The organism is Nitrosopumilus oxyclinae, from assembly GCF_013407165.1.
GTDB lineage: Archaea > Thermoproteota > Nitrososphaeria > Nitrososphaerales > Nitrosopumilaceae > Nitrosopumilus > Nitrosopumilus oxyclinae.
On sequence record NZ_CP026994.1, the window covers coordinates 1,224,845 to 1,250,953 of the forward strand.

General features: G+C 32.7%; 38 protein-coding genes and 2 tRNA genes. 22 read left to right on the plus strand and 18 right to left on the minus strand.

Going from position 1 to position 26,109, the window contains the following annotated elements; all coding sequences use genetic code 11:
- Positions 1-50: 50 nt before the first annotated feature.
- Positions 51-434 (minus strand): ArsR/SmtB family transcription factor, encoded by a 384-nt coding sequence (locus C5F49_RS07315; protein ID WP_179362341.1) that lies wholly within the window; start codon positions 432-434, stop codon positions 51-53.
- Between the two features lie 110 nt (positions 435-544).
- On the opposite strand from C5F49_RS07315, the gene C5F49_RS07320 reads away from it, so the two are divergent.
- The 3 genes from C5F49_RS07320 to C5F49_RS07330 all read left to right on the plus strand — a co-directional run bounded on the left by C5F49_RS07320 (position 545) and on the right by C5F49_RS07330 (position 3,160).
- Positions 545-1,270 (plus strand): archaeal proteasome endopeptidase complex subunit alpha, encoded by a 726-nt coding sequence (locus C5F49_RS07320; protein WP_179362342.1) that lies wholly within the window; start codon positions 545-547, stop codon positions 1,268-1,270.
- A gap of 79 nt (positions 1,271-1,349) precedes the next feature.
- Positions 1,350-2,009 (plus strand): class I SAM-dependent methyltransferase, encoded by a 660-nt coding sequence (locus tag C5F49_RS07325; RefSeq protein WP_246275313.1) that lies wholly within the window; start codon positions 1,350-1,352, stop codon positions 2,007-2,009.
- Positions 2,006-3,160 carry an MFS transporter gene (locus tag C5F49_RS07330; RefSeq protein WP_179362344.1) on the plus strand — a complete coding sequence of 385 codons (1,155 nt, stop codon included), beginning with the start codon at positions 2,006-2,008 and terminating at the stop codon, positions 3,158-3,160. The genes C5F49_RS07325 and C5F49_RS07330 overlap by 4 nt, the downstream gene beginning before the upstream one ends.
- On the opposite strand, the gene C5F49_RS07335 is transcribed toward C5F49_RS07330, so the two are convergent.
- Positions 3,157-3,471 carry a P-II family nitrogen regulator gene (locus C5F49_RS07335; RefSeq protein WP_179362345.1) on the minus strand — a complete coding sequence of 105 codons (315 nt, stop codon included), beginning with the start codon at positions 3,469-3,471 and terminating at the stop codon, positions 3,157-3,159. The two genes, C5F49_RS07330 and C5F49_RS07335, sit on opposite strands and share 4 nt — an antisense overlap.
- Before the next feature lie 131 nt (positions 3,472-3,602).
- Here C5F49_RS07335 and C5F49_RS07340 point away from each other — a divergent pair, with 131 nt between their 5' ends.
- Positions 3,603-3,950, plus strand: coding sequence for a Sec-independent protein translocase subunit TatA/TatB (locus tag C5F49_RS07340; RefSeq protein WP_179362346.1), 348 nt, complete (start codon positions 3,603-3,605; stop codon positions 3,948-3,950).
- A 1-nt stretch (position 3,951) separates the two neighbouring features.
- Here the strand turns inward: C5F49_RS07340 and C5F49_RS07345 are convergent, their stop codons facing one another.
- Positions 3,952-4,728, minus strand: coding sequence for a DNA-methyltransferase (locus tag C5F49_RS07345; protein WP_179362347.1), 777 nt, complete (start codon positions 4,726-4,728; stop codon positions 3,952-3,954).
- A gap of 94 nt (positions 4,729-4,822) precedes the next feature.
- On the opposite strand from C5F49_RS07345, the gene C5F49_RS07350 reads away from it, so the two are divergent.
- The 4 genes from C5F49_RS07350 (at position 4,823) to C5F49_RS07365 (ending at position 10,104) form a co-directional block, all read left to right on the plus strand.
- Complete coding sequence (locus C5F49_RS07350; protein WP_179362348.1) at positions 4,823-7,333, plus strand: DEAD/DEAH box helicase; 2,511 nt, start codon at positions 4,823-4,825, stop codon at positions 7,331-7,333.
- Positions 7,334-7,375: 42 nt separating this feature from the next.
- Entirely contained in the window at positions 7,376-8,203 is an 828-nt protein-coding gene (locus tag C5F49_RS07355) for an SDR family oxidoreductase (protein ID WP_179362349.1), read from the plus strand.
- Between the two features lie 81 nt (positions 8,204-8,284).
- Positions 8,285-9,946 carry a DNA topoisomerase I gene (locus C5F49_RS07360; RefSeq protein ID WP_179362350.1) on the plus strand — a complete coding sequence of 554 codons (1,662 nt, stop codon included), beginning with the start codon at positions 8,285-8,287 and terminating at the stop codon, positions 9,944-9,946.
- Positions 9,947-9,989: 43 nt separating this feature from the next.
- Positions 9,990-10,104, plus strand: a tRNA-Met gene (locus tag C5F49_RS07365).
- Positions 10,105-10,275: 171 nt separating this feature from the next.
- On the opposite strand, the gene C5F49_RS07370 is transcribed toward C5F49_RS07365, so the two are convergent.
- A complete protein-coding gene (locus tag C5F49_RS07370) occupies positions 10,276-10,602 on the minus strand; it encodes a hypothetical protein (RefSeq protein WP_179362351.1) in 327 nt (108 codons plus the stop codon).
- A 150-nt stretch (positions 10,603-10,752) separates the two neighbouring features.
- Entirely contained in the window at positions 10,753-11,430 is a 678-nt protein-coding gene (locus C5F49_RS07375; protein ID WP_179362352.1) for a pirin family protein, read from the minus strand.
- A 235-nt stretch (positions 11,431-11,665) separates the two neighbouring features.
- Between C5F49_RS07375 and C5F49_RS07380 the strand changes: the two genes are divergently transcribed.
- On the plus strand, positions 11,666-12,094 hold the full coding sequence (locus C5F49_RS07380; RefSeq protein WP_246275314.1) for a winged helix-turn-helix transcriptional regulator: 429 nt from the start codon (positions 11,666-11,668) through the stop codon (positions 12,092-12,094).
- On the opposite strand, the gene C5F49_RS07385 is transcribed toward C5F49_RS07380, so the two are convergent.
- Positions 12,091-12,264, minus strand: coding sequence for a hypothetical protein (locus C5F49_RS07385; protein ID WP_179362353.1), 174 nt, complete (start codon positions 12,262-12,264; stop codon positions 12,091-12,093). The genes C5F49_RS07380 and C5F49_RS07385 overlap by 4 nt on opposite strands.
- Before the next feature lie 253 nt (positions 12,265-12,517).
- On the opposite strand from C5F49_RS07385, the gene C5F49_RS07390 reads away from it, so the two are divergent.
- On the plus strand, positions 12,518-12,868 hold the full coding sequence (locus C5F49_RS07390) for a hypothetical protein (protein ID WP_179362354.1): 351 nt from the start codon (positions 12,518-12,520) through the stop codon (positions 12,866-12,868).
- An 87-nt stretch (positions 12,869-12,955) separates the two neighbouring features.
- On the opposite strand, the gene C5F49_RS07395 is transcribed toward C5F49_RS07390, so the two are convergent.
- A complete protein-coding gene (locus C5F49_RS07395; protein ID WP_179362355.1) occupies positions 12,956-13,165 on the minus strand; it encodes a hypothetical protein in 210 nt (69 codons plus the stop codon).
- A gap of 76 nt (positions 13,166-13,241) precedes the next feature.
- Positions 13,242-13,904: a hypothetical protein gene (locus tag C5F49_RS07400; RefSeq protein WP_179362356.1), complete on the minus strand. Its 663-nt coding sequence runs from the start codon at positions 13,902-13,904 to the stop codon at positions 13,242-13,244.
- A gap of 88 nt (positions 13,905-13,992) precedes the next feature.
- Between C5F49_RS07400 and C5F49_RS07405 the strand changes: the two genes are divergently transcribed.
- The 5 genes from C5F49_RS07405 (at position 13,993) to C5F49_RS07425 (ending at position 17,580) form a co-directional block, all read left to right on the plus strand.
- On the plus strand, positions 13,993-14,313 hold the full coding sequence (locus C5F49_RS07405; RefSeq protein WP_179362357.1) for an ArsR/SmtB family transcription factor: 321 nt from the start codon (positions 13,993-13,995) through the stop codon (positions 14,311-14,313).
- Between the two features lie 89 nt (positions 14,314-14,402).
- Positions 14,403-15,674, plus strand: coding sequence for a cupredoxin domain-containing protein (locus C5F49_RS07410; protein WP_179362358.1), 1,272 nt, complete (start codon positions 14,403-14,405; stop codon positions 15,672-15,674).
- A 54-nt stretch (positions 15,675-15,728) separates the two neighbouring features.
- A complete protein-coding gene (locus C5F49_RS07415; protein WP_179361848.1) occupies positions 15,729-15,890 on the plus strand; it encodes a hypothetical protein in 162 nt (53 codons plus the stop codon).
- A 156-nt stretch (positions 15,891-16,046) separates the two neighbouring features.
- Complete coding sequence (locus C5F49_RS07420; RefSeq protein WP_218841236.1) at positions 16,047-16,391, plus strand: DUF488 domain-containing protein; 345 nt, start codon at positions 16,047-16,049, stop codon at positions 16,389-16,391.
- Positions 16,392-16,716: 325 nt separating this feature from the next.
- Positions 16,717-17,580 carry a cupredoxin domain-containing protein gene (locus C5F49_RS07425; RefSeq protein ID WP_179362360.1) on the plus strand — a complete coding sequence of 288 codons (864 nt, stop codon included), beginning with the start codon at positions 16,717-16,719 and terminating at the stop codon, positions 17,578-17,580.
- A gap of 93 nt (positions 17,581-17,673) precedes the next feature.
- Here C5F49_RS07425 and C5F49_RS07430 read toward each other — a convergent pair whose 3' ends face one another.
- Together C5F49_RS07430 and C5F49_RS07435 are read right to left on the minus strand one after the other, a co-directional pair.
- On the minus strand, positions 17,674-18,096 hold the full coding sequence (locus C5F49_RS07430) for a hypothetical protein (RefSeq protein WP_179362361.1): 423 nt from the start codon (positions 18,094-18,096) through the stop codon (positions 17,674-17,676).
- A gap of 33 nt (positions 18,097-18,129) precedes the next feature.
- A complete protein-coding gene (locus C5F49_RS07435; RefSeq protein WP_179362362.1) occupies positions 18,130-18,285 on the minus strand; it encodes a hypothetical protein in 156 nt (51 codons plus the stop codon).
- A gap of 314 nt (positions 18,286-18,599) precedes the next feature.
- Here C5F49_RS07435 and C5F49_RS07440 point away from each other — a divergent pair, with 314 nt between their 5' ends.
- Complete coding sequence (locus tag C5F49_RS07440; RefSeq protein WP_246275315.1) at positions 18,600-18,899, plus strand: hypothetical protein; 300 nt, start codon at positions 18,600-18,602, stop codon at positions 18,897-18,899.
- A 34-nt stretch (positions 18,900-18,933) separates the two neighbouring features.
- Here the strand turns inward: C5F49_RS07440 and C5F49_RS07445 are convergent, their stop codons facing one another.
- Positions 18,934-19,362: a hypothetical protein gene (locus tag C5F49_RS07445; RefSeq protein ID WP_179362363.1), complete on the minus strand. Its 429-nt coding sequence runs from the start codon at positions 19,360-19,362 to the stop codon at positions 18,934-18,936.
- A 100-nt stretch (positions 19,363-19,462) separates the two neighbouring features.
- Here C5F49_RS07445 and C5F49_RS07450 point away from each other — a divergent pair, with 100 nt between their 5' ends.
- Positions 19,463-20,326: a prohibitin family protein gene (locus C5F49_RS07450; RefSeq protein ID WP_179362364.1), complete on the plus strand. Its 864-nt coding sequence runs from the start codon at positions 19,463-19,465 to the stop codon at positions 20,324-20,326.
- A 12-nt stretch (positions 20,327-20,338) separates the two neighbouring features.
- On the opposite strand, the gene C5F49_RS07455 is transcribed toward C5F49_RS07450, so the two are convergent.
- Both C5F49_RS07455 and C5F49_RS07460 read right to left on the minus strand, forming a co-directional pair.
- Positions 20,339-20,644 carry a hypothetical protein gene (locus C5F49_RS07455; RefSeq protein WP_179362365.1) on the minus strand — a complete coding sequence of 102 codons (306 nt, stop codon included), beginning with the start codon at positions 20,642-20,644 and terminating at the stop codon, positions 20,339-20,341.
- 60 nt (positions 20,645-20,704) lie between these two features.
- Entirely contained in the window at positions 20,705-20,956 is a 252-nt protein-coding gene (locus tag C5F49_RS07460; protein WP_179362366.1) for a hypothetical protein, read from the minus strand.
- 135 nt (positions 20,957-21,091) lie between these two features.
- On the opposite strand from C5F49_RS07460, the gene C5F49_RS07465 reads away from it, so the two are divergent.
- The 3 genes from C5F49_RS07465 to C5F49_RS09755 all read left to right on the plus strand — a co-directional run bounded on the left by C5F49_RS07465 (position 21,092) and on the right by C5F49_RS09755 (position 21,787).
- Positions 21,092-21,241: a hypothetical protein gene (locus C5F49_RS07465; RefSeq protein WP_179362367.1), complete on the plus strand. Its 150-nt coding sequence runs from the start codon at positions 21,092-21,094 to the stop codon at positions 21,239-21,241.
- Positions 21,242-21,295: 54 nt separating this feature from the next.
- A complete protein-coding gene (locus C5F49_RS07470; RefSeq protein WP_179362368.1) occupies positions 21,296-21,529 on the plus strand; it encodes a hypothetical protein in 234 nt (77 codons plus the stop codon).
- Between the two features lie 132 nt (positions 21,530-21,661).
- Entirely contained in the window at positions 21,662-21,787 is a 126-nt protein-coding gene (locus C5F49_RS09755; protein ID WP_281361112.1) for a hypothetical protein, read from the plus strand.
- 19 nt (positions 21,788-21,806) lie between these two features.
- On the opposite strand, the gene C5F49_RS07475 is transcribed toward C5F49_RS09755, so the two are convergent.
- Positions 21,807-22,733, minus strand: a complete 927-nt coding sequence (locus C5F49_RS07475; RefSeq protein ID WP_246275316.1) for a methyltransferase domain-containing protein — start codon at positions 22,731-22,733, stop codon at positions 21,807-21,809.
- A gap of 38 nt (positions 22,734-22,771) precedes the next feature.
- Between C5F49_RS07475 and C5F49_RS07480 the strand changes: the two genes are divergently transcribed.
- Both C5F49_RS07480 and C5F49_RS07485 read left to right on the plus strand, forming a co-directional pair.
- A complete protein-coding gene (locus C5F49_RS07480; protein ID WP_179362369.1) occupies positions 22,772-23,968 on the plus strand; it encodes a hypothetical protein in 1,197 nt (398 codons plus the stop codon).
- 3 nt (positions 23,969-23,971) lie between these two features.
- Positions 23,972-24,796 (plus strand): SirB1 family protein, encoded by an 825-nt coding sequence (locus C5F49_RS07485; RefSeq protein WP_179362370.1) that lies wholly within the window; start codon positions 23,972-23,974, stop codon positions 24,794-24,796.
- Here C5F49_RS07485 and C5F49_RS07490 read toward each other — a convergent pair.
- The 4 genes from C5F49_RS07490 to C5F49_RS07505 form a co-directional block, all read right to left on the minus strand.
- The gene (locus C5F49_RS07490; RefSeq protein ID WP_179360484.1) at positions 24,786-24,956 is read right to left on the minus strand and encodes a hypothetical protein; all 171 of its coding nucleotides are present in this window, start codon (positions 24,954-24,956) and stop codon (positions 24,786-24,788) included. The two genes, C5F49_RS07485 and C5F49_RS07490, sit on opposite strands and share 11 nt — an antisense overlap.
- Positions 24,957-25,029: 73 nt before the next feature.
- On the minus strand, positions 25,030-25,191 hold the full coding sequence (locus C5F49_RS07495) for a hypothetical protein (protein ID WP_179362371.1): 162 nt from the start codon (positions 25,189-25,191) through the stop codon (positions 25,030-25,032).
- 35 nt (positions 25,192-25,226) lie between these two features.
- Positions 25,227-25,313 (minus strand) — tRNA-Ser (locus tag C5F49_RS07500).
- Between the two features lie 32 nt (positions 25,314-25,345).
- Positions 25,346-26,092 (minus strand): metallophosphoesterase family protein, encoded by a 747-nt coding sequence (locus tag C5F49_RS07505; protein ID WP_179362372.1) that lies wholly within the window; start codon positions 26,090-26,092, stop codon positions 25,346-25,348.
- Positions 26,093-26,109: the final 17 nt, after the last annotated feature.

Genomic DNA, 26,109 nt, shown 5'->3' on the forward strand with positions numbered 1-26,109 from the left:
TATTATATTAAGTTTAGTTCAAAATATTAGATCGCAAATTTAAAAATTTATCAGAGATAGACTTTGGTGTGATTCATCTTTCTATCTAATTTGTCAATTGCCTCATCGAGTGCACCAATGTTAATTTCTAGAAAATTTGATAGATGAAAAATAGCACCGTATCTTTCTCCAATCTTTGAAACCATATTGTTTTTTTCCAAGACTTTCATATGATGTTGGACTGCTTTGTAGTCAAGATCTAATTCCTTTGCCAATTGGTGTGTATTGTATGGTTTCTCTAGAAGATGAATAATTATCCGTAGTCGCGTAAAACCACCTCTGGTGCTTGTGAATAAGTAAAGTAAAAGTTTCCTTGTTTGTTTATCGGTTTTTCTTGTGGTTGAAACTTGTTTTGATCTAATAATTTCTTTGAATTCTAGGAGTTGGTTGACCATGGTTCTTGAATTCAATTAGTCATTTTTGCTTAAAACCCTATTTCCAGATCTACTCCATATTCAGGCAAGACAATTACCCTTAAATTGACTCAGAATGAACTCGTGATGATATGATGGCATCACGTGGATACGATATGACCCCTACAATGTATTCTCCTGACGGTAGGATATACCAAGTCGAATATGCCATTGAGACAGTAAAAAGAGGAACTTTAGCTATTGGTGTCAGCAGTAAACAAGGTGTCATTATGGCAGTTGAAGAGAAACCTCGAACTTTACAAACTAGTAATGTTACTCAAAAAATATTTCAAGTTGATTATCACATAGGAGTTGCAGCAGCAGGATACATTCCAGATGCAAGAGTCCAAGTTGATGGAGCACGATTTTTCTCACAGGGAAATAGAATGACATATGATGAATCTGTCGAAGTTGCAACAGTTGCAAAACATTTAGCAGATCAAGCTCATCAATTCACACAATATGGAGGAGTACGTCCAAATGGTGTTTCTATGATTATTGCAGGAATTGATCAAAAAGGTGAATCAATCTATGTAACAGATCCTAGCGGAACATATGTCCAATTTTCAGCAGTTGCAATTGGAGCAGGGTCTGATGACGTAAATGCATTTTTGGAAAAACATTACAAAGAAGATTTGAGTTTAGAAGATGCAGCATCATTAGCTATCGCAGCAATTAATCTAAAAGCAGAAGCAAAAGACGGAGTCAACAACATAAAGATGGCAAAAATTACAACTGAATCTAAAATATTTGAGAAAGTTTCAGACTCTGATCTACAAAATTATTCTCAAAACGCATCAAAGTTTGCTCCAGAGTAAACTCTTTGATTTGAAACCTATTCAAACTAGTATACTGAGACGATAGATTATGGGTTTAGGAAGTTATTGGGGAGAAGTAATGGAAGTACTTCGAGAAATTATTCCAATTTATGACAAAGTCAATTCAATCATTTCATTAGGCAAAGATAAAGAGCATCGTATTAGAGGAATCTCAAACAGAGTATTTCCAGGAAACAAAATTCTAGATGCAGGTTCAGGTTTTGGAAACATGTCAAAAACAGCAATGAATCTAACTGATGGAAAAATTTCAATTACACTGTATGATCCACTTGTGCCAATGCTAAAAAACACAAGTACGTTTTTTGAAGAATCTCCAGACATGGCAAATGGTGTTTTTGAGCACATTCCATTCAAAGATGAAGAATTTGATGCAGTGTTATGTGGATATTCATTAAGGGACGCAATTAATTTGAGAATTGCAATTTCTGAAATTCACAGAGTGTTGAAAAAAGATGGTAGATTTGTAATTGTTGATTTGGGAAAACCAGATGAAGCATTTTTCAGAGCAGGCGTTTCATTTTATCTAAGATGTATTCTACCAATTCTTGCATTTGCTGCAGGGGGAAGACTGGGATTAAAGTTTGGAACACTTTATGGTACATACAAAAGATGGCCACAAAACAAAAAACTAGAAGGATTAATTCTGGAAAAATTTTCAAGAGTAGAATTTGAGAAAGATCTTATGGGTGGGGCAATAATGGTTGCCGCATACAAATGAATAGAATTCTGATACTAGTCAACATCACGGGATTAATCATTGGGATTTCATATGGATTACACGGTCCAATTCTTCCAGTATTTGCAAAAAATGTCATTGGTGCAACATATTCAGAACTTGGCCTGATTGGATTAACGAATTTTATTCCTTACATGTTCATTCCACTTTTTGTAGGAATTTTACTTGATAGAATAAACAATGGATACTTGTTATCTATAGGTGCAGCAATTAATTCTGCATCAGTTTATCTTCTATCCATTGCACAGTCAGTTCCAGAAATTATGGGATTTAGAATTATGACAGGAATAGCTCATGCATTTTTCTGGCCACCTTGTGAAGCAATCATTTCAAATGAAAGTTCTGAAAAAAACAGGGTGAAAAACATCTCATGGTTTACAATGTTTTTTGTAATGGGGTTCATGGTAGGCCCATTACTTGGCACAATATTACTTGAAGGCATGGATATCACATACAGAGTATTATTCCAAATTGCAGCATTCATTCTCGCTGCTGCGATAATTACGTCACTTTTAGCCTCAAGAAAAAATGTAAAAAAACATCACGGAAAATTCTCATTTTCATCAATTAAAGAAATGAAGAGATTTCCTGAAGTTATAGTATTATTGATTTTCTGCACTTCATCATTTGGGATAATTCTAACAATTTATCCAGCATTTCTCAATGATAATGGAATGTCTGCATCAGATATTTTACTATTGTATTTTGTTTTTGGGATTTCACGTGTTGTATCTCTTGCATTGGCAGGAAAGTTTGCAAGAAGAACCAGTCAAACTTTGATTGCAGGAACTATTGCAGTATCAGCAGGATTAGCCATATCAGTTGTTGCTGATTCAATATTCACTTTTGGAATAGCCCTAGTTCTAATGGGATTTGGATTTAGCATATTCTTCCCGTTAACATTGGAGATTATTTTGAGTAAAACTCGAAAACAGATTTCAGGAAAAATTATCGGAGCATATGAAACAGTTTTTGGCATGGGTTGGGCCATAGGTCCAACTATTGGAGGCCCCATTACACAATCATTTGGAAATGAGACACCATATGTCGTATTTTGCATCATAGGAATAGGAGTTACATTATTTGCAATAAATGCTAGAAAGAAATTAGAACCGCAAAGAATATCAAATTAGATATCCATAGTTCCACGTTTTTTAGTACAGAGATCTAGTGCATCATCAATATTTGTGACAAAGACTTTGCCATCTCCTTTAGTTCCCGTACATGCAACATTTGTAATTGCATTTAGTACATCATCTAGTTTGGGATCATCTACAACACAAATGATCATATCTTTACTGAAATATTGTCCAACTAGTGGAGGATCTTGTGCTCCTTGGCCTTGTACTTGATGAGTAGTTACACCGCCAACACCAACTTTTTTGATTGCAGCAATTACTGCATCTTTTACTGCTGGTTGAACGATTGCTTCTATTTTTTTCATAAAAATTATCAGTTCTGAATTTCTTTAAATCAATACGTGAATTCTCATTAGTGATATTCAATGATGAAATTGGTAATTTAGGCATAAATTTTGAACATTACGTTTAATTTCAATTTAAAAAATATCAAAACATGTTTGATTATTCACTAAATATAGGTGGAAGTGAATGGATGATAATTATTTTCGTAGCATTGGTTTTGATTTTAGGAACTGGGAAATTACCAGGAGCTGCTAGAAAGATGGGAAAAGCAGTTAATGAATACAACAAAGCCAAAAATGAAATCCAAGAGCAAATGAAAGATATCACAGATGAAGTTCCCAAAATTTCAGGACCTGTTGAAACAGAACGAGAAAAGTTAGAGATGATTGCAAAATCAGCTGGCGTGAAAACAGAAGGTAAAACAGATGATGAGATTAGAGAAAGTATTGCATCAAAAATTGGTCAAAAAAGAACAGATGAGTCTGAAAAAAAGGAATAATCTATTTTGATTTTTTAATTCTATAGGTATTAGTGTCTAGTCGTTTTTTTGCAAATTTGTAATAATCTGGAACTATTTCAAAACCAAGAAATTTTCTTTTCAGAGATTTGCTAACTACTGCAACTTGACCAGAACCAAGAAATGGATCAAATACCAAGTCATTTTTTTCACTTGAATATTCCAATAGTTTTTCAATAATTTCAGAAGGCAGTTTAGTCGGAGTTTTTTCATCACCGGTCCAATATTCTCTTTTGATGTCCCAGACATCTTCCTTGTCTCTATAATGAAGACTTCTACCATCTTTTGTTTTTTCATCTTTTTTGAACCTAGAAAATGGGAAAAATTTTCGTTTCTTATCATCTTTGCAGACATAAAGACAATGATAATGAGAAGTAACAAATTTTCTTTTAGTAACTACTCCAAACTGATATTTCCAAACCACATGATTTACTGTTGTAAATCCAACATCATCTAGTGCACATAAGATATCTTTGAGATTATTCCAACCTGAAAAAATATACATGCTACCAGAATCCTTCAAAATTCTAAAAACTTCACTCATCCATGCAAATGTGAAATCATAATAATCCTCAGGTTTGATTTCATTGTATCCAGATAATACCCTTGAAGAAGTTCTGTTATAATTTGCCTTTTTAGCCTTAAAATTTATTGCAAATGGTGGATCAGTAATTACAAGATCAATTTTATTTTTAGGAATTAATTTCATTCCTTCAATACAGTTTTGATTGTAAATTTTGTTAATTTCTATTTTTTTCATTTTTAAATTCAAGACTCTCTTCTAGCTTAATAATGTCGTGGGTGATAACACCTATCAAACAATAAATCATCAATGATTACTTATCAAGTAGATCTTGAAATTCTCCTGTCCTAAATGTAAATCAAAAATTGGAATTCAAAAAACATTCAACAAAAAAATGCATGTTTCTTGTGAAAAATGTGGATTAGAAGATCTGCTTGAATTTTCAAAAAATGCCGATGAAGTCTTTCTAGAATTTCTTTCAAGATTTGACAAAGGACTAGTAACTGAGGGAGGACTATCTGAAGGCCTCAAAGATGAAGGAATTGTGAGAGGAGAAGATGAGATTAAAGAAATGATAGGGAAAAATAATCCAGATAAAATTACTGAAGAAATCCTTTTTTCAAAAAAAGACTATATTTCAGAATACAAGGTTTTAAGCAACCCTGAGCCTAAAATGGGCTGTAAAGTAGAAGAATTAGGACTAGATGAATCAATAACTGAGCATCTCAAGGAACTAAAAATTGATCAATTTTACAAATTTCAAGAAGAGGCCATCAAAGAAATTACATTTGGAGAAAATGTGATAATTGAAGCACCTACAGCATCTGGAAAAACAGAAGCATTTTTGATTCCAGTTATTCAAAGAATTAAAAAAGAAGCTGTAGATGAAAATGTTTTTGCAATTTTTGTATACCCTACAAAAGCATTAGCACGTGATCAGTATCCAAAAATTCAAAAATTTGCAGAAAAAATAGGAGTTAATGTCAAAGTCTTTGACGGAGACACAAAGCAAGAAGAGCGAAGAGAAATAATTGATCATCCTCCTCAAATTCTAATTACAAATTTTGATGTGCTACATTATCACATGTGGCATCAAACAAAATTTTCCTCGTTGTTATCGTCTACTAGAATTCTCATTACAGATGAGGCCCATGTATATTCAGGAATTTTTGGAACAAATGTTCACTATATTATAAAAAGACTAAAAAGAATTTGTACCAATAAATTACAATTTGTAGCAGCATCAGCAACTCTTGATGATGCAAAAGAATTCTGTCAAAAATTATTTGGTGAAAAAATGCAAAAAATTCAAGGCTCAGGTAAAAAAGGAAAAACAGATTTTGTAATGCTTTTCCCATCACTTCGAACACAGAGAGCTCTGATGGTTGAGCTAACAAAGAAACTAACTCAAAAAAATCACAAGACAATGGTTTTTAATAATTCACATCTAAACTCAGAACTTTTAGCAATTCAAGCAAAAAAACAAAAAGTCAACATCAAAGTTCACAGAGCTGGATTAATGGCAAATTACAGAACATCAGTTGAAAGGCAATTCAAAGAAGATCAATTACAAGCAATTTCATGCACTCCCACACTCGAATTAGGCATAGATGTGGGAAATGTGGATTGTGTGATATCATCAACTATTCCAGTAAATAGACTAGTTCAGAGAATAGGGAGAGCTGCTAGAAAAGGTCAAAGAGGATATGCATTTTTGGCATTGGGAAATGATCCAATCTCACAATATTACAAAAATCACCCTGATGATTATTTTGAAGATATTGAAAAAACATACATCGATCCCAAAAATCCCTTTGTTGAAGAATTTCAAATTTTAGCAATGGCATGTGATAGACCCATTTCAAAACATGAATTAAAGGAACATCAAGAAGTGATAGAACAGCATATAATTAATGAAAATCTAAAAGAATTCAACAATAGAATTATTCCAAATTTTGATAAAATCAATTCTATGTTAAGTGAATATAGTATCAGAGGGATTGGTAATTCAATCGATATTTTCCTAGATGGAAAAAAAGTAGGGGATAGAGTATTGCCAATTGCACTAGAAGAACTACACAAAGATGCAATTTATTTTCTAGCAGGTATTCGTTACAAGGTAAAGGAATTTGATTATCCAGAAAAAAACTATGCGAAACTAGAAAGAATTCCAAGGGATTACCCATACTATACAAAATCATTAACAGAAGAATGGCCTACAATTGAAACAGTTTATGAAAGAAGAAAAGCAAATGGAATTGAAGTAGCATTTTGTAAATTGCATGTTGAAAAAAAGGTGTATGGATATGTCAATATCGAGTTAGGGCAAGAAATAACTCAGGGTGAAAAAGTACAACTAGACACACCATTAGAGTATGATTTTGTAACCAAAGGAATTGTATTTCATGCACCAAGGCCGCTCAAAGTAATTGAAGAATCCGAAGATCAGGAATATACTGAAGCTAGTGGATACCATGCAACAGAACATGTAGTAATTGAGGGTAGCAATATGATTACTGGAGGAGTATCTCAAGATTTAGGAGGCATCTCATTAGGGACTTCAGGCTTGATTTTCATCTATGATGGGGCTATTGGAGGCAGTGGAGCTAGTAAAGCCCTCTATGACAGATTTGAAAAGGCACTTGAAAGAAGTATGTTTATCGTAAAAGAATGTCCTTGCAAAAATGAATCAGGATGTCCAAGATGTACTTTCTCATATAGATGTGGAAATAACAATGAATATCTCCACAAATATTCAGCATTAGAAATTTTGGAGAGGATTAATTCGGGAGAAGAAACAGAGTTGATAGATCCTACTGAAGGTGACAAACCCCTAGTATGATTAATCAAAATGGGATAAATATAACAAGAATCTAGAATCAATATGGAAAAAGTAGCTCTTGTCACAGGTAGTTCATCAGGAATCGGATTAGAAACAGCATTATCTTTAGCAAGAGATGGATATTACACATTTGCAAGTATGAGAAATCTTGAAAAAGCAGCAGAATTAGAACATGCTGCAAAAAAAGAAAATCTTCCAATAAAAGTAATTGAATTAGATGTAGATAGCGAACAATCAATTGTTTCTGCAATCAAAAAAGTTGTTTCAGAGGGAGGAAGATTGGATGTATTAGTTAACAATGCAGGATATGGTCAGTTTGGGTGTACAGAAGATCTAACAATAGATGATTTTAGAAAACAATTTGAAACAAATTTCTTCAGCATTGTAAGAATTATTCAAGAGGTTGCCCCAATAATGAGAAAACAAAACTCTGGAAACATTATCAATATCAGTTCAGTTGTAGGAAGAATGGGATTACCAGGATCCCCAGCTTATATCAGTTCAAAATTTGCATTAGAAGGGTTAGGAGAATGTTTGAGATATGAGTTAGGACAGTTTGGAATTAAAACTACAATGATTGAACCAGGAGTTATCAAAACTAATTTTTTTAATTCAATGAAAGTTCCAGAATCAAAAATTGATCCAAAATACAAGACCTTAACTGACAACATTTTAGCTGGTCTTAAAATGATGGTAGAAATGGGAACTGCCCCTTCACAAGTTGCAGATGTAGTAATGAAGGCAATACATGATGATGAAATGTTGCCACGATATGTGGTAGGTACAGATGCAGCCATGTTTATGGAGGCAAAAAAGATGAAAACTGACCTAGAATTTGAGAAATACATGAGTAAAGAGCTATTTCCTTAACTAACATCGTACTTCTACGCTAAATTGATATACAGATAGTATAGAAATTCATCAAAGTCCGCAATTTTAAGGTGAAATGAAATGAAATGGAAAACACTACAACACAATGGAATCTTGTTTCCTCCTGCATATGAGGCTCAAGGAATCAAGATAAAGATCAAAGGGGAGACTGTAAATCTCAATTTAACCCAAGAAGAAATGGTGTATCAATGGGCAAAAAAGAAAGACACCCCATATGCTCAAGATAAAGTATTTCAGAAAAACTTTACAGCAGATTTTGCAAAAACATTAGATTCAAAATTTAAAAAAATATCATATGATGATATTGATTTTTCAAACGCTTACAAAATAGTTGACAAAGAAAAAGACCTCAAAGAGATGATGAGTAAGGAGGAAAAGAAATCCCTTGCTGCAAAAAGAAAAGAATTACGAGAGAAATTAAAAGAAAAATACGGAGTCGCCATCATGGATGGAGAAAAAGTTGAAGTTGGAAATTATATGGCAGAACCACCAGGTATTTTCATTGGACGTGGAGAACATCCACTCCGAGGAAAATGGAAACCACCAGTTACTCCAAAAGATGTTACACTAAATCTTGGAAAAGAAGCCAAAGTACCTGAAGGGAAATGGGGAAAGATAATTCATGACAAAGATTCCATGTGGCTAGCTAGTTGGATGGATTTTCTAACACAAAAAAGAAAATATGTTTGGTTAGCAGATACTGCAGGATTAAAGCAAGGTCGAGACAAAGAAAAATATGAAAAAGCAGTAAAGCTTGCAAATGAAATTGAGAAGATAAAAGATAGAATTGTCAAAGACATGAAAAGTAAGGATCCAAAAATTAGTAGAATTGCTACTGCATGTTATTTGATTTATAGAACTGCAATGAGGGTAGGGGACGAAAAAGATCCAGATGAGGCAGATACAGTAGGTGCTACAACCCTAAGAAAGGAACATATCAAAATTACTGCAAATTCTATAGAGTTTGATTTTCTAGGTAAGGACAGTGTAAGATGGCAAGAAACAGTAGTAGCAGAAGGTCACGATAAACAATTTCATGAAAATCTAAAAAAACTAGTAGAAAAGAAAAAACCAAAAGATGAGATTTTTGATGACATTACATCAAGACATGTCAATGTGTATTATTCCAGCATAGTAAAGGGCCTAACAGCCAAAGTATTCAGAACATATCTTGCAACAAATGTAGTCAAGAACTATCTCGTAGAACATGATAACATGAAAGGAAAATCAGCTACTGAGAAACTATACCATGCAAAATTGGCAAATCTTGAAGCTGCCATGATGTGTAACCACAAGAGAACAATTCCTAAAACGTTTGAGCAATCTCTACAAAAGAAACGAGACACTTTGAAAAAGGCAGAAAAAGATCAAGCATGGAAGAAAACCCAAGAAACACTCAAAAAAGTAGAATCAAGTACTCCCAAAACTGACACTCAAAAGAAAAGTAAAACTAAAAGAATTAAGACATTAAATGAACAAATCAAAAAGCAAAAATCAAAACACAAAGAAAGATTAGAAAAATTAGGATTACAGATTGATTTGTCTGAAAAAACCAAAGATTACAACATTGGAACATCTTTAAGAAATTACATTGATCCTAGAGTCTTCAAGGCATGGACAGATGAAGTTGGGGCCGAATGGGAAAAACTCTACACTTCTGCTTTACAAAAGAAATTCCTATGGGTCAAAAATGAAAATGTCCTCTGGAAGGATATAAAGTAAAATTAGAATCATTTAATTTCCCAAATTTTTGACCTAATATTATGCCGGGGTAGCTCAGCCTGGTTAGAGTGCCAGTTCAATTGGTAAACTCTAACGGTTCTCCAACTAAGGCAATACTCATAATCTGGAGGTCGCGAGTTCGAAACTCGCCCCCGGCACACATAATTCAGTTAGAAACCCTCACTTTGACCATCAAAACTATGCAGAACTAGGCAGTTTTTGTAGGGTATCAAACTAATTTTACGATACTCTTTGAGAGTTTGAAATTCAACTCTACGTTGATTCATCTAATTATTTTTAGGGTGAAATGGTGTAGGTAAACGTGAATATTAGATTAATTTTTTGAGTACATTAAATGCCATGCTATGTCTTTCAGGAGTAATCCATAATCTTTTGTAGATCTGAAAATCAGTTTCAAGTACAATGGCTTTTGTTTTTGTAGGTCTTGTTGCATCAAAATGAAACCAGTCTTTAAAATTATTAGAGCCTGAAATTCTTAATCTGCCTGAAAATAACCCCATTTTCTTCTCAGAAATTTTTCGGACATGAGATAGCTTGACATCTTTCTTACCCCAAGGCAAACACCAAGATTTGAAATGAATCTTATCATCAAAAATTTGTATGTGTTTATCATTGTAAAGAGATGTTTTGGACATGAATTATTACAAATAATTATACATTTTAAACTATTCTACATGAACTACACTACCCTTCACAACAGTAAACAAATACCATAGAGGTAAAGTCAAGAACAAATTATTCAAACTGTTGTGAATTTTTTATTTTGTTCAACATATTTTTATCCTCTAAATTTTCCTCACAATAATTATTTGTGAATTAGTTTCTGCATGAAACTCTAACTCATTTCCACGAACTAAATCACCATTAGTGACTTTTTGTCCATTTAGTGTTCCTTTACCTAGAGTAACATATGCAATAAACTCACCATCAATTGATACAGTTTGTTTTGCATCAACTAGTCCAACATCAAGTATTGTTTTACTAGCAAATGTGTCATCTTGATTCTCATCCCCACCATAAACACGAATAATTTTTCCTTGTTGTAAAGAATATGATTTGTATCCTGCAGGCTCTCCAGATTTTTCAGGAGTAATCCACAACTGAATCATCCTGTTTTCTTTATCATCAGGATTTACTTCATTGTGTAGGAATCCTTCACCACCTGCACGTTGGACCTGGACTTGATTTGCCTCAATTATACTCCCTTCTTCTAATGATCCTTTATGGGAAATTCGTCCATCAACAATTACTGAGATTACATCAATTTCCTTGTGAGGATGCAAATGTGTTTCTCCATTTGGAATAAATTTTGCATCAGCTAGATATACAAAATTTCCAATTCCAGACCATGCTTTAGTGTCATTATTTCCAAAAACTCTAGGATCTACTACTAGACGATGCTCACGTATTCCTGCAAAACCTCCCAGTTTAAGATCATCTCTATGCAATACTTGTAATGTCATCACGATAACCTCCCAATTTCTAATTGAGATATCAGAACATCCAATATTATGCCATTTTTGAGGCTAATTTTCTTTTGATTTTGTATTTTATTACTATACATAGTATAGTTAGTATACTAAAGACTATATTAACAGAGTAGTGAAATTATAGATATCAACTTTCCATAAGGTAAGTTACTAATTTTTAGTAACTATAATAAAGTAAGTATAAATACGATTACTCTAAAAACAAAACATGACAGCAGATGAGCCAACTAGTGTAATGGATTGTTGTTCTTCAACTGATATGATGAAGTGCTGTCCAATTGATAACACGTTTAAAATTATTGGGAAAAAATTTACTATTCACATTATTCGTAACATGGCAATAATGGGACATTCTAGATTCAATCAATTATTAGACAGTATTGAAGATGCGAATCCAAAAACATTGTCTGCAAGATTAAAAGAAATGGAAAAAGCAAAACTCATCACACGTACCGTATATGATGAAGTTCCAATCAAAGTAGAATACCAATTAACGAAGAAAGGAGAAGATTTGAAAGGTATACTAGGGCAGATGGCAGCTTTTTCAATGAAACACTATGCAAAAGAAGTTTTCAAGGATGGAAAGCCACGTAAATTAAAACAAGTATTTAAAAAATCAATGATTGCTTTAAATTAATTTCTAGATCTAGTTCTAAGTTTTGCATGACAACATGGACATCTTATCTCTAAAGTTTTTACAAATAAAGAACAGTTAGTACATCTCTTGTAACCAGAAGAATATTTTAATCCGTTAGCTATTTTTTCTCCAGTGTATCTTACACAGATTCCTTTACAAACTTGACCCATAATAATACTAAAACTACAAAGAAGTTAAGTTGTATAGTAACCAAAAGGAAAGTTGATTTCTATTTGTTCACTTTCTATTATAAATATACAAATGATATTCACTTACATAAGGTAAGTTAGATGAGTATGACAACAAAAAATAACTACAAAAGAACAGAAACTTTCAAGTATGTTCTAGAAAACTTCACGCCAATACCCCCAAGCAATGTCACATTCACTCTAACCTTACTCCAAAGACCAGGAGGTGAAATGTATGGAATGTAACGGACCACAATGCTCAACTTTACGCACAAATTCAAGTAATAGCGAGTCTGAATCCTGTAGTTGTGATGGAGGCTGTGAATGCCCCTCCTGCTCAGGTCAAGATATGCTGAAATTTGCTGAAATCATGTGGCACAAGGCTGCAATGGCTGCAATGTTTGAAGCTAAAAAAGACAGAATAAAATCAAGACTAGAAAAATCATTTGGACCAACACTTGACAAAGGTGCAGATGCAGTAGTTGATGCAATATCAAAGAAAATCAGAAACGCAGTTCAAAGTTCAAAATCAGAACAAGAACTACATCAAAAGCTGTCTTCAATACTAAGTGAAGCGGCAAACTAGAGTTTTTTTAATCTAGTTTTTTTATTTTTTATTTATTTTACAAATCTTTAGAAATAAAAAATTAGATAGAACTTTCATCTATCTGCACTATTGTGCTCTGCCGATGTTTCCTGGTTTGGATTCATCATCACACAGTCTATCGCCGCAGACAATCTTAGCTGTTGCAGAGCCATATGATTTAGGAGATTGTGTACCTTCGCTACCTTTCCCTTTTTGTGCATCAGCTTCAGAAATAAGATCTGGTGATAATGCTACCATCACTAGAGGCAAGATTGCTAACAATCCAATGGTTTTCATTTTTTGGTTCATGGAATAATTTAGAATATCTTGCTTAAAGAAAAATTTCCAACTCTATACCAAATTAGACCCTAGTCTAACCCATGATCATTTTGTGTGTACTTTCTAGTGAGAGATGAAGTTTGTACACTTTGTCTCCTTTCAAAATAAATATTTGATCGTGTTCCTCAAAGAGTTCTATTACATCCTCAATCCCTGTTGATAACAAGTCAGGAGTTTTGTATGGACAAAACATCAATCCTCCCGCTTTATTTTGATTATATTCATGTTCAAGTTTTACTGCTTGAGATAATGATGTTCGGTTTGCAATATCACCAATTAAAAAATCCACACAACAAATTGGTTGGCTATTTGCTTTTTTAGAAATTTTTTCCATGACGCCATCATAATAACTTGTTAATTTTTTGAAATTAAGATCATATGGAATTATTGTTCCATCATACCATTTCATTTCATCTAATGTTTTAGTACCTGAATTATTCTTAGGACTAATGTGACACTTGAACCATCCATTCTTTTTTGCAAAATAGTCAAGTGATTTCAAAAGACTATCCATGGATTTATCATCAGAATACAAAACCAGGTGATGAATTTTTAGAGTATCATCTTTTTTTGCTAGCCAAGAATCAATGGCGTCTTTGACTAGGGAATTAATTGAAATCCCTTGCTCTTTTGCGGCATCCCCTAATGTAGAGTATATTTCCTCATCTACGCCTCGTACTAGAACATCTTTTGTCATGATTTATGTGCCTATATCTGGTATATAAAATGATAGCATGATATCAATTATAGATACACTATTATATGCTATCATGCTATCATATACTATGAATGCAATCACCGTCAGATCCATCACAACTTCAGCACATCCAGAAATGAAAAAAATTTTCTGGAGTTTGTTTGTCTCAACAAGAGGCGCTGCAAACCGAGTAAAAATAATGTCACTTCTGAGAAACAGACCTAGTAATCCAAACCAATTATCAAAAAATATTGAAATAGATTACAAGTGTACATCTCACCATCTAAAGGCATTAGAAGAGAATCACTTGGTAGAAAAACTTCAAGGTGGCGGAATAACTACATTCTTTGTGTCTCCCCTCTTTGAGGAAAACCAAAAAATGTTTGATGAAATTATTAATGTAGCATAATTTCATATTTCTTTTTTATTTTTGATCAGGGTTAGAGTTGGGTGTTGTTTGGTAAAATTATCTTAAACTAAATCTATAACCTAACTAACATGAATACCACAAGATTCATGGGAATAACTACAACAATACTATCCATTGCTTTGGTGGCTTTGTTTGTTCAACCCTCACTTGATTTTACGCAAGATGTGTTTGCAGAACCAAAAATGAAAAATGATTCTGTAAAACTAACATCACAGATTCAAACACAAGACAACGTTTCAATAGAATTCAGCGTACCTGAAACTATAATGGCAGGAACTCTAGTTCCAGTAAACGCACGAGTACATGATTCTGAACGTAATGCAAATCTATCGCACACAGATTGGTCATATGCAATAATTGGTCCTAATGGAGAGATAGTTCATAGAACTACTACACTTCATGGTCACTTTGGAATTATGAACTTTAAAGATAGTTTTCCAGAGGCAGGAACATACACCATAAAGTATACAGTATTATCATCAGGACCATTCATGCTTGGCTCCCCAGTACCAGAACTCGGACAAACAAGAGCTGTTGTATCTGGAGACTTGCTGAAATTCACTGAAGACCCAACTAACAACTTTGGTTCAAGAAGTTTTGAATTTTCTGTAAATGTCGGAAACCAAGGAAAGACCGTGATGTTACAAGGTTCAGAACCTGATACTGAAATTCAGGTAAAGTTTACCACACAGCCTGAACGGATTGTTGTAGGACAACCAACTACCTTACTCTTAGACGTAAATGACGCAAAAACAGGCGAGGACGCTACACACGTTGACGGTCAGATAAACATCAGTAGAGGATTCTATCATTATCCATCTACATCAGGTGACCAACCTAACGCACCAATACCAATTCCATTACATGGAGCATATCATGGTCATAGAGGTGCACTCTCAACAACACATACGTTCTCCCAAGCAGGAACATACTTGATTACAGCAGATCTTAATGCAATACCATATTCAAATCCCCTATTTGGTCAAGCATCAACTAGATTTGTAATCCAAGTCTTTGATAATGAAGGAACTGTAGAGGTAATGCAACAAATGGAAACAGTCAAAGAAAATACTGTGGACATTGTTGGATTAGAATCTCCATTTTATGTTCCAAACACTATCTCAGCAACTGCAGGTCAGACAATAACTTTTGATAACGTCGATGGCAATCAACATACTGTAACTTCTGTCAAGTCTGGAACTCTAGAACATGATGGAAAGTTTGATAGTAGTTTGATGCAACCTGGCGAAAAGTTTGAACTAGTTCTCAATGAGCGAGGCAACTATGACTATTTTTGTGCATTGCATACTGGTATGCAAGGGACAATCATAGTTTCTTAACTTTTTTTTCTAATATGGACAAATATTCAAATAATTTAACAGGAGGAATTTCACATGGCAGAAGCTAGTATTGCAGCATATGGTGTAACAGTAGGTGTTGCAATTGCATTTGCTCTAGTTTGTTTTGTATTGCGAGGTAAAGGTCACTCCGATGGAACACACAACCATGACTATGACAAAATTACAACAGATGATGCACATGTTCACCAAGAATAATTTTTTCTCTCAAAACAAAATTGTACATACAAATATTGATGATCATGATATAGTTGAATGTCCCATATGTAATCGTGAAATCAAACCGTATTGGGAGCCCCGATACAATGGAGTTCGAGCAACATGTGATGTGTGTGAGATTAATTGGCAAGAATCATGATTAAAATTAAAAGAGTTTATGATAACTATTCAGAAACTGATGGGCATAGAATACTGGTAGATAGACTATGGCCTAGGGGGATTTCTAAAGAAAACGCTAAAATTGATTTATGGATAAAAGAAATTACTCCAAGTACTGACTTGAGGAAATGGTATCATGATAATCTGGATAAACAAGAAGAATTTCAGAAAAAGTACATTGTAGAAATTGATAAAAATTTTGATTCATTAAATAATATAAAAAAAATATTAAACAATCAAAAAACCATCACACTTCTTACTGCATCAAAAGATTCTAAACCTATTCATGCCATAGTGTTGCAACAAAAATTAGAACGCTAAGATGCACTTATTGGAAAATATCAATTCTTCATTTATATTTAATTTTTCAAATAATTTCTTAAATTGATAGAACCTTACAGTAAATCGTTATTTTACTGATTATTTTGGCCCCTTTAGATAAACTAAATTGGGCGGCATCAAACTAATTTCACAAAACTCGCCCCCGGCACACATTATCCTATAACATTAAGTGCAAGATTCCATATTACAGGTTCAAAACTATGCCATTTTTGAAGAGTTTCAAACTAATCATACAATACATAACATCAAAAATTGTCTAAAAACTTCGACAAGGTTTTTACTGTAATCTTTAATCTTCAATCTAATGACTAATAATCAAAAAATAATACTAACTTCAATGATCCTCATGGGATTCATTATGACTATCCCATCATTTGCATTTGCTGAACAAGTATCAGTTAGCCTACCACAAGGATCGTCCACTACTGGATGTGAAGATACAAACGAATGTTTCATCCCATATGTGATTACAGTTAATCCTCGTGACGAGGTTGTATGGAGCAATGATGATTCTGCAGCACACACTGTAACAAGTGGAATGCCAGGATCCCCTGATGGAATCTTCGATAGCAGTATATTCATGGCAGGTACAACATTCTCACACACATTTGACACACTTGGAAAATATGATTACTTTTGTACGGTGCATCCTTGGATGTTAGGACAAGTGCTTGTAACTGTAGGTGGAGGTACTGACAAAGAATTGGGTACAATCACAATAGGATCAACTGTTGAATCAAATTCCAAAATCGACAATCTAATTGCAAATATTGAATCTAGTAATGGATACGCAAATGAGGTAATGACTATAGATGTCACAATTACAGATTTGAATGATATTCCTGCAGAGCACATTACCTACAACATACAAGCAATACATGGAACAATTGTATTGCTAAATGAAGAGGGACATGTACATTCAGGCCCTATGACTAACACCCATACAACAAAAGCTTTGACAATTGATGCATCTGATGCTTCACCTGTCACAATTACTGTTAATGTAATTGGGTTTGGACATGATGGACAATATCAAGAAGTATTTGGTGAAATAGCAAAAAAACAAGTAGTGCCAGAATTTGGAACTGTTGCAATGATGATACTCGTAGTATCTATAATCAGTATTATAGGAATAACTACAAAATCACGAATCATTCCAAGAATTTAAACAATAATTTTTTCTTTTTCTTTTGTAATCCCCTATTGTTAAATAAAATAATTTTATTTTAAAAGAAATAAAAAAATGGAGAAAAATTCTCCATTATATTTTTGAATTAAATGGGGAAACCAAAGAGTCAGCTATACTTTTGTTGATATTAACAAAAGCACTTGAATTTTCATTCCATGTCTTGATGTTTTGTTGTGCTGCATCAATTGATGCAATTGACATCTTGGTTTGAACATCTAATGATTTGTTAATCTTTTCTGCTGAATCATGTATCATACTGATTGATGCTTCTGGAAGATTGGATTTAATTCCAGCCTTTGTTGCAAATTCTCTCTGAATTTCAACAATCGATGATGATGCATTATTCAATGCTTTAGCATATTCTTGATACAGATTAGTAGCTGCTTGATGGAATTGTGGAATTGATTTTTCTATTGTTGAATAGAAATTATCCATGCCTTCTTTCCATATAGAATAGACATCTTTGTGATTGTTTGTATTTTCTAATTTACTCATATATCGCACCTCCTCCTAGTTGATTAAGTATAATTACTTGAGCTCCTCAAGCAGGTCTTCATCTTTTTTGAAGATCCATGTTAAACCAATCAAATCCATAGCAAGAACACTAGTTGAGAAAGGTTTTTTGGACTCACTTTCAACCATTCCAGATTGCTGGCTTTGAACGTCTATTGTGATTTGATTCATGAAGATAATAGATGTAAAGTAGTTATTTAAGCAGATGAAAATTGCTTAAAATCAACAACAACACAACCGGTTGAGTTTATTCTGAATAATGTCAACTAGGATTTTCCTTAATTATTTGAATCACTATTATGGCATAGTGAATTTGTGATAAAATAATTGCACACTCCCTTCAGTGGAAGTCTGCCTTTATTGCAATTCACTTGTAGAATGTTTGAATTTTAACTTAGAGAGGAACATAGTTGAATCCATAAAGGTCTAAATCATTATTGAGAAACGAGTATGTTGTTTATATTTAGAATTTGACATAACAAAATATGGCAGTAGATCAATCATCCAACAAAAAATCAAGTAATAATTCTACATTCATTATTGGTGGAGTAATTGCTCTAGTAGCAGGTCTGCTTTTTGCATATTTGATGTTCTACACTTCACCTGAAACAAACATAGAGATTGTCAAGGTGATAGCAGTTACAGAATCAGGATGTATTGCTGAAACAATGGATGGTTATTCAGTTAACATTGGTGAATGTAATGTCAAACCAGGTCAATATGTTAATGCTCTAGTGGATCAAAAGGTCAAAGACAGAGCAGCTGCAATGAATCCAACAAATTAATTTTTACTCTTTAGAATCAATTCTATGAAGATATCTAAGAATAATATTCCTTGAATCCTTTATCGGTTGGATATAGTTCAGTTTTTGGACCAAACATACCCTGTTTTTGAACTACTTTTAGCAATCCATTTTTCTCTAAATCTTCTAAAATAGAATCAAGATCTTGACTATCTAATCCAGTATTTTTCTGGATACTTTCAAAAGATTTTGACCCTCGGTTTAATGCTCCTAAAACAAGATCATTTTTTGATTGAGGTTTTGAGGAATCCATTTCTCGTTCTAAAGGTTCAGATTGACGGTCTTGAGCGGGTTTAACAAAACTAGGTTCAAAGGGTTTTGGTTGTTGAGGCTTGAAGAAACTTTTTCCTATACCTCGTTTTGCCAAAAGACGGGGGATAATTCTGGCTAATGGAATTGCCAAGAAAATTATGATATATATCCAAGAAAAATTTGGCTCTGCCATTAATTCCTGCATACATAGATGGCATAAATTTGTTAAGAGTAGAAAATGGACTAGTGATAATTAGATTGGTATAATAGTAGAAGGATCAAGTCTAAACACAGTGTCAAAATATCAATCTCCTAAAGTGAATGTCAACATGAATGGAGCAAAAATCGTTTTAGTTGCAATTTTCCTTCTAATTATAATCGGTGTAGTAGCATCAGCTTCTGTAAAAATAGTTGATTCAGGTCATCGAGGAGTACTGTTACACTGGAATGCAGTTGATCTTACAAAACCACCACTTGATGAAGGAATACATTTTGTCATACCATTCCAAGATGAAGTAGTCAACATTGAGGTTCGTACTCTAAAATATGCCAGTGAAGCTAGAAGTGCATCAAGAGATTTGCAAACAGTAGAAACAACTGTCACAGTCAATTATCATCCAGATAAAGAACAAGTCCATAATTTATACAAAAATTTAGGACTGGATTATGAAAATAGAGTAATTCAACCAGCCATAGAAGAAACAGTAAAACAAGTAACTGCAAATTATAATGCTGAAGAATTAATTACAAAAAGACCTCTAGTAAAACAAGATATTGAATTTTCAATTAGAGAGAGATTAAATCAATTTAATGTTGTAACAGAAGTTATCTCAATTACAGACTTTGAATTCTCCGCATTATTTGCATCTGCAATTGAATCTAAAGTTGAAGCAGAGCAAAATGCACTTAGAGCAGAAAATGACTTGAAAAGAATTGAAGTTGAAGCAAGACAAGCAGAGGCAAATGCCATAGGTTTAGCAAATGCAAACATTGCAGAAGCCAAAGGTGAAGCAGAAGCAATTGCAATTATCAATAGAGCATTGGCTGAGAATCCAAATTATCTTGATTGGCTAAAAACACAAGCATGGGATGGTAAACTACCTCTAGTGGTAGGTGAAGGTGGAACCCCATTTATTCAAATCCCAGTAAAACCTTAGATTTTTAAAAACTTAGTTATCATCTTTGTTTTTGTTATAATCCCTTATTGCATCATACATTGCAAGGAATTGTTCAGGTTCATTCTGTCTATAATTTTTTTCAAGATTTTGAATTTCCTGATGTGATATTTTCTCCCCTTTATTTTCAAAGTACTCCTTGATAATTTCAGAAGGGGTTTTTTTGATATTGTATTTTCTAAGGGATTGATTAACAGATCTTTTACAAATCAAATCATAAATTAAAAATCGATAAGCCAGATAACTTGATAATCCAATTATTGCAACAACAAGGATTGGAATAATAATAATTGCAGCCATATACAATTAGACATGATTTCAGTATTTCATTGTTGTTCTTTTTTATGAGATTTTATCTATTCAAGAATTACGCATAGTTACTTGATTTCCAACCGTATGATGAATTCCAACAACTAATTCTGAATGAGTAGTGATTATCATCAATGTTTCACAAGAAAGACACAAAATAGATAATACATAATCTGCATTTGCTTCAGACGGACCAATGGTAGCTAAAACTGCGTCATTTTTAAGATCCAAGCCATTACAGTTCACGCATTTAGAAGGTATATTTGAAACACGTTTAATTTGATTTATAAAATAATTTACCATGATAAAAAACAGTACTTTTTGATTCTTAAATTAATTCCTATTTCATTTTGAGACTCTGTTTTCTTTAAATTTCTGAATTTGTCATAAATTTCAATTGAGTAAAAGAGTTTTATTGTAAATAATTTATAAAAAAATATGGGACTATTTTCACGCAAAAAAGAAATTGTCGTAGGCAATATTTGTCCAAAATGTGACATGGAGTTTTCAAATTCAGAGAGAACATTACGACATATGGAAAAAGCCCATCAATCTAAAAAGAAATTTGAATGCAATTCATGTGGATAAAAATCAATTTCATTTGGATGTTTTATTAAATATCAAGAATAAGTAAAATAGTCAATGGCTACAAAGGACAAGTTAAACAAAATTTCAGGAATAATTGCACTTGGCATGTTTGCAGTGATAATATCAGGATATTTTACTGATAATGAGTCATTACTTGGATTCCCAAACACCACGTTACTTTATGCCCTAATGCCTTTAGCACTAATCTGGTTTGGTACTAGAAAAAACGGATGTGGAAGTTGCAATCAAACATGCGATATTTCAAAAGCAGAACAAGAGAAAAAATAACATTTAGTTTCTTTAAGAAGAAATGTCAATAGAATAATGAATTGATACTTGTATGTTCTCTCGCAATTAGACAAATTACTAAATAGATTCAAAATAATACAAAATTACTTTAAATCAAAATGAGGGCCTGAAATGACTGATCCAAATGAACTTTATCAAAAAGAGATGGATGAATTGCTTACTGAAATCAATACAAAAACAAAATCATGGTTTAAAAAACTAAAGGAGCAATCAAAGAATACAAGAGTGGACATGTGACCACCAAATAATTAAAAATTTATTTTTTGGCAATAATTAAATCAACATCATAATTCAAAGTTGCACGTGAATTAAGTTTCAAATTCCATGAAATGTAAGAAGGAGTTTTAGTCTGAGAGGTGATTTCAAAGTCTAATTTGATCAAATTCATGCGTAATGATTTTTCATCAAGAGGTTTTTTCACAGAATTTATTCCTCTGTCAAAATCATATGGATCACTGATAACAAAATATCCTTTTGAGATTTGTTTTGAAATATGTTTTAAAAATTCTGTAGGTTCTACAAGTTCTAAAACATTTAGAGCAAGAACAAGATCAAATCGTAATTTTCCAAATACTGGAGACAAGAAATCTGCTACAACATAATCAAGGTTTTTTTTATAAGATTTTTTTGCAATTCTTAAGGCAGTAAATGATCTATCAATACCAAACACCATCTTGTTAGATTTCGCTAAAAAAGAAGTCATGGTACCAATAGAGCACCCATACTCTAAAACAAGATTAGATTTTTGTAAAGAATTAAGATTAGTTTGTATTTCAGAGTAAAATTTTGAAGATTTACTATTTTGATATATGAGAGACCAACGTTCCTCAAGAGCAGTTCTATCTTCAGAAGTTCGAGTAGTCAATAATGAAGATTTACAAAATTTCTTAAGTTTTAAATTTTCAATTAATTGATAGAGTTTACCTCCTAGTTTTTTGCGTGATGAAAGATAAAGAGAGAAATCATTCCATAAAATAGGGATTTTTTCAATTATTGGGTATAGTGTATTGCATTTTGGACATTCTAAAAATCCTTCAATGATTTCTTTATCTTGTTTGAGTGAATCTAATTCTAATCTTGAACCACAATTTACACATTTTAAAAATTCAAGACTGGATTCTAACATGTCAGATGACAAACCAATAGGTTTTGAATTAATAATTTCTTTGATACTAAAAATCAAGGTAATCTTAAATGTAGTATTTTGGAATTTTATGCAAATTGGGAGAATTTCAAGAGTTTGCAGATGCCCTATTTGGGCAATTATCAGTAGAAATTAACGAAGAAAAAGAGATTGTGGAACTAGCATCTAGGGCCAGGGATGATATTGCAAACAAGGTACAATTCAAAGAATTAGACGATATCGCGAATGAAATATTACCTGATTTTAAAAATAAAGTGGAAGAATTTGTAGGAATTAAAATTCCAGAAAATATTTCATTAAAATTTCCAGAATTAGAAGAATTGAAGAGAATTAAAGGAAACAAAGTATTTGCAGATAAAGAATCTAAAGAATTTGTCAAAGAATTGTTCAATGCAGTTGCAAAAGAAAATCTAACAAAGATTGCAGAATTGATGCAACAAGACACTGCAAAATATTTAGTATATTCTACATATGCAATACAATACATTTCTAAAATTACAACAACATATGGAGATTATTTAGATTCAGAAATTTATTTAAATAAATTCATTTTATCAAGATATCCACAAATAATTCTACATAAACAAGGTGAACCCTATGAATCAAGATTTCAAAGTGTCAACTCAGGATACATCGGAGCAGTAAAAATGACAGTGCTTGAAGAATTAGTTCATTCAACACAAGAAAATCTTCATCAAGTTAACAAAAGGGCAGCAATGGAAGTAAACAAAATAAATGAAGAATTGGCTAAAATCATATTATCATTAGATACTGAAACAATCAACAAATTATCAGAGTATTGTCAATTACAAGCAGTACCAGATGACTTTCCATTTGCAAAAAAAGCTAATTTGTTTTTCTTTTTGAATCCAGATCATTTCTTAATTGAACAGATAGGTCCCGATGTTATGACATTCACACACGTAGAAATAGATCCCAAAATTGGAGAATCAATTCCAGAATTATTGGACATTTACAAGAGATGGCTAGTTCCAATCCAACAACACCATGCGGCTTTTACTGCAATGGAAGGAATGGCAGCATTTGTTATTGAAGATATTCTAAAAGACGATAAAGATTTTCAAAATTATCTATCAACGTTTATGGGCACAGATTTTTCAACATATCAGATAAGAAAAAGCATGGGTAAGGATTTTACAAAAATATTATATAAAAAATTAGGCAAAGATACATTCAAAAAAATGATAGAAGTCCCCCCTAACACTAGAGAACTCAAGGATCCTCAACTATATCTTAAAAAACTGAGTTTGTAATAATTGGAAGAAAAATTTGATCCGTTAGTAGCAGAATGGCTTGCATTTGTAAAAAATCCAAGTTTTAACTTAGTTGAAAAATGTCTCAAGTTTGCACAAATTTTAGAATATCCAGATCTAAATGTGGATGAGTATATCCAAAAAATTAATCAGATTGGGAAATCACTAAAAGAATCAATCAGTGATGTAAAAAATCCAACATATTTGATTTCAATGTTAAATGAACATCTTTTTGAAAATTTAGGATTTAGTGGAGACGATGATGACTACTATAATCCAAAAAATAATTTTCTAAACGAAGTAATCGATACAAAGGCAGGTCTTCCGATCACTATATCAATTCTATATGCCGAAATTGCAAAATTCATCGGACTGGAATTAAAGATTGTGGGATTTCCCAGCCATATTTTGGTAAAATATAATGAAGAAATGATTTTAGATCCATTTTATGACGGTCGTTTACTAGATGTTGATGACTTGCAAGACATTCTTGATGCAAATTATGGAGGACAGTTAGAATTCAAACCAGAATTTCTAGATGAGGTTAGACCAGAACAGATACTTGTAAGGTTAACAAGAAATTTAAAAAATTCGTACGTCCAATCATTTGTTTATGAAAAAGCTTTGCGATGTGTAAACATGGTACTAGCTATTGAACCAGAATCAGCTGAAGATATCAGAGATAAAGGAATTTTAGAAGAGAGATTGAAAAATTCCGAGATTGCTTTAAAATATTTGAATAAGTATTTAGAAATAAACCCAAATGCAGAAGATGTAGACTTTATTTTAGAATTAATTAGAAGTATTAAGACAAAAACTAATCAATAATTGAATCTACATCAGTTCCTTTCTTGATCATTGAGATTTCATGACGAGCAATTTTGTTTCTTAGTGCTTGTTTGAGGATATCAACTTCGCTTCTAAGTAATGCAATTTCGTCTTCAAGTTTTGCAACTCTCTCATAGATGGTTTCAGCTTCTGAACTCATGATTATCTGTTTTAAAAAAATTGTCTTAAAAAGTTATGGGTAAATGTTTTGATGGACAGGTTAGTTTTTTGAACTATAATTCAAATTCCTGACGACATTTTTCACATTTTGCTCTCTCTTCACCAGGAGAACCAAGAATGAAAATTTTACCAATTGTTTTACAAATAGGACACATACCAGTAGTAGCATTTTTTGGACCAGTACGAATGATTTTTTGTGATTTTCTTCGTCCCATGTTGAAACTTCTTGAATCGGTCTATTAAGTTTTAATGGCGCGGGGAGAGGGATTCGAACCCACGAGTTCTTGCGAACATGAAATTAGCAATCTCACGCCCTACCAGGCTAGGCGACCCCCGCATAAGAGGCCTAGAAGTTTTCTGTAAATAAATTCATTCATCGCCAAACTGGCTATAATTATTCACAATTTCCTCAATTGGGAGTCGTTTCCCACCTACAATTTTTAGATCAACTCGTACTTTTTTCTTATCAATTGTAAGAATATTGTAAGTATTTTCAAAGAATCCACGAACTCTCTCAGATGTAGCAGTTCCTGCATTAACTACAGTAAGTGCTCCAAAATTCCATGCCCATGGCCGATGTTTATGTCCACACAATACTACATCAACTTTGGAATCCAAAACAGTTCGCAATACATCACCTGCATCAACTACTGTTAGTTGATCAGAGCCAGTATCAGGAATTGCAATTAGATGATGATGCATTGCAACAATCTTTACTTTATCTTTGTATTTTTTCATAGTTCGCTCTAACCATAAATTTTGTCTATATCCCACCTCACCCTCATTTCTATCAGGTCTTGCAGTTCCAACTGTAACTAGCACTACATCTTCACTTAGTTCATTTACAGTTTCAAAAGGGAAAAATTTTTTGAATAAAAGATATCCAGTGTTACGATAATCATGGTTTCCACTTATCGTAATAATTTTCCTAGTGTTGAATTTTTTTAAAAGAGATTTACATTCTTCATATTCTTTCATTAACCCTTCATTTGTTAAATCACCAGTGATTATGATTACATCAGGATTTAGTTCATTTACTTCTTTTACCAAGACATCAAACTTTTCTTGAATAAATTGAGAGCCCACATGTAGATCAGAGATTTGAACTATCTGCATTAGAATATTATTTGTTA

Coding starts and splice junctions, on each gene's coding strand:
- C5F49_RS07315 (WP_179362341.1), bottom strand. CDS start 434: ATGGTCAACCAACTCCTAGAATTCAAAGAAATTATTAGATCAAAACAA.
- C5F49_RS07320 (WP_179362342.1), top strand. CDS start 545: ATGATGGCATCACGTGGATACGATATGACCCCTACAATGTATTCTCCT.
- C5F49_RS07325 (WP_246275313.1), top strand. CDS start 1,350: ATGGAAGTACTTCGAGAAATTATTCCAATTTATGACAAAGTCAATTCA.
- C5F49_RS07330 (WP_179362344.1), top strand. CDS start 2,006: ATGAATAGAATTCTGATACTAGTCAACATCACGGGATTAATCATTGGG.
- C5F49_RS07335 (WP_179362345.1), bottom strand. CDS start 3,471: ATGAAAAAAATAGAAGCAATCGTTCAACCAGCAGTAAAAGATGCAGTA.
- C5F49_RS07340 (WP_179362346.1), top strand. CDS start 3,603: ATGTTTGATTATTCACTAAATATAGGTGGAAGTGAATGGATGATAATT.
- C5F49_RS07345 (WP_179362347.1), bottom strand. CDS start 4,728: ATGAAAAAAATAGAAATTAACAAAATTTACAATCAAAACTGTATTGAA.
- C5F49_RS07355 (WP_179362349.1), top strand. CDS start 7,376: ATGGAAAAAGTAGCTCTTGTCACAGGTAGTTCATCAGGAATCGGATTA.
- C5F49_RS07360 (WP_179362350.1), top strand. CDS start 8,285: ATGAAATGGAAAACACTACAACACAATGGAATCTTGTTTCCTCCTGCA.
- C5F49_RS07370 (WP_179362351.1), bottom strand. CDS start 10,602: ATGTCCAAAACATCTCTTTACAATGATAAACACATACAAATTTTTGAT.
- C5F49_RS07375 (WP_179362352.1), bottom strand. CDS start 11,430: ATGACATTACAAGTATTGCATAGAGATGATCTTAAACTGGGAGGTTTT.
- C5F49_RS07380 (WP_246275314.1), top strand. CDS start 11,666: ATGACAGCAGATGAGCCAACTAGTGTAATGGATTGTTGTTCTTCAACT.
- C5F49_RS07385 (WP_179362353.1), bottom strand. CDS start 12,264: ATGGGTCAAGTTTGTAAAGGAATCTGTGTAAGATACACTGGAGAAAAA.
- C5F49_RS07390 (WP_179362354.1), top strand. CDS start 12,518: ATGGAATGTAACGGACCACAATGCTCAACTTTACGCACAAATTCAAGT.
- C5F49_RS07395 (WP_179362355.1), bottom strand. CDS start 13,165: ATGAAAACCATTGGATTGTTAGCAATCTTGCCTCTAGTGATGGTAGCA.
- C5F49_RS07400 (WP_179362356.1), bottom strand. CDS start 13,904: ATGACAAAAGATGTTCTAGTACGAGGCGTAGATGAGGAAATATACTCT.
- C5F49_RS07405 (WP_179362357.1), top strand. CDS start 13,993: ATGAATGCAATCACCGTCAGATCCATCACAACTTCAGCACATCCAGAA.
- C5F49_RS07410 (WP_179362358.1), top strand. CDS start 14,403: ATGAATACCACAAGATTCATGGGAATAACTACAACAATACTATCCATT.
- C5F49_RS07415 (WP_179361848.1), top strand. CDS start 15,729: ATGGCAGAAGCTAGTATTGCAGCATATGGTGTAACAGTAGGTGTTGCA.
- C5F49_RS07420 (WP_218841236.1), top strand. CDS start 16,047: ATGATTAAAATTAAAAGAGTTTATGATAACTATTCAGAAACTGATGGG.
- C5F49_RS07425 (WP_179362360.1), top strand. CDS start 16,717: ATGACTAATAATCAAAAAATAATACTAACTTCAATGATCCTCATGGGA.
- C5F49_RS07430 (WP_179362361.1), bottom strand. CDS start 18,096: ATGAGTAAATTAGAAAATACAAACAATCACAAAGATGTCTATTCTATA.
- C5F49_RS07435 (WP_179362362.1), bottom strand. CDS start 18,285: ATGAATCAAATCACAATAGACGTTCAAAGCCAGCAATCTGGAATGGTT.
- C5F49_RS07440 (WP_246275315.1), top strand. CDS start 18,600: ATGGCAGTAGATCAATCATCCAACAAAAAATCAAGTAATAATTCTACA.
- C5F49_RS07445 (WP_179362363.1), bottom strand. CDS start 19,362: ATGGCAGAGCCAAATTTTTCTTGGATATATATCATAATTTTCTTGGCA.
- C5F49_RS07455 (WP_179362365.1), bottom strand. CDS start 20,644: ATGGCTGCAATTATTATTATTCCAATCCTTGTTGTTGCAATAATTGGA.
- C5F49_RS07460 (WP_179362366.1), bottom strand. CDS start 20,956: ATGGTAAATTATTTTATAAATCAAATTAAACGTGTTTCAAATATACCT.
- C5F49_RS07465 (WP_179362367.1), top strand. CDS start 21,092: ATGGGACTATTTTCACGCAAAAAAGAAATTGTCGTAGGCAATATTTGT.
- C5F49_RS07470 (WP_179362368.1), top strand. CDS start 21,296: ATGGCTACAAAGGACAAGTTAAACAAAATTTCAGGAATAATTGCACTT.
- C5F49_RS09755 (WP_281361112.1), top strand. CDS start 21,662: ATGACTGATCCAAATGAACTTTATCAAAAAGAGATGGATGAATTGCTT.
- C5F49_RS07490 (WP_179360484.1), bottom strand. CDS start 24,956: ATGAGTTCAGAAGCTGAAACCATCTATGAGAGAGTTGCAAAACTTGAA.
- C5F49_RS07495 (WP_179362371.1), bottom strand. CDS start 25,191: ATGGGACGAAGAAAATCACAAAAAATCATTCGTACTGGTCCAAAAAAT.
- C5F49_RS07505 (WP_179362372.1), bottom strand. CDS start 26,092: ATGCAGATAGTTCAAATCTCTGATCTACATGTGGGCTCTCAATTTATT.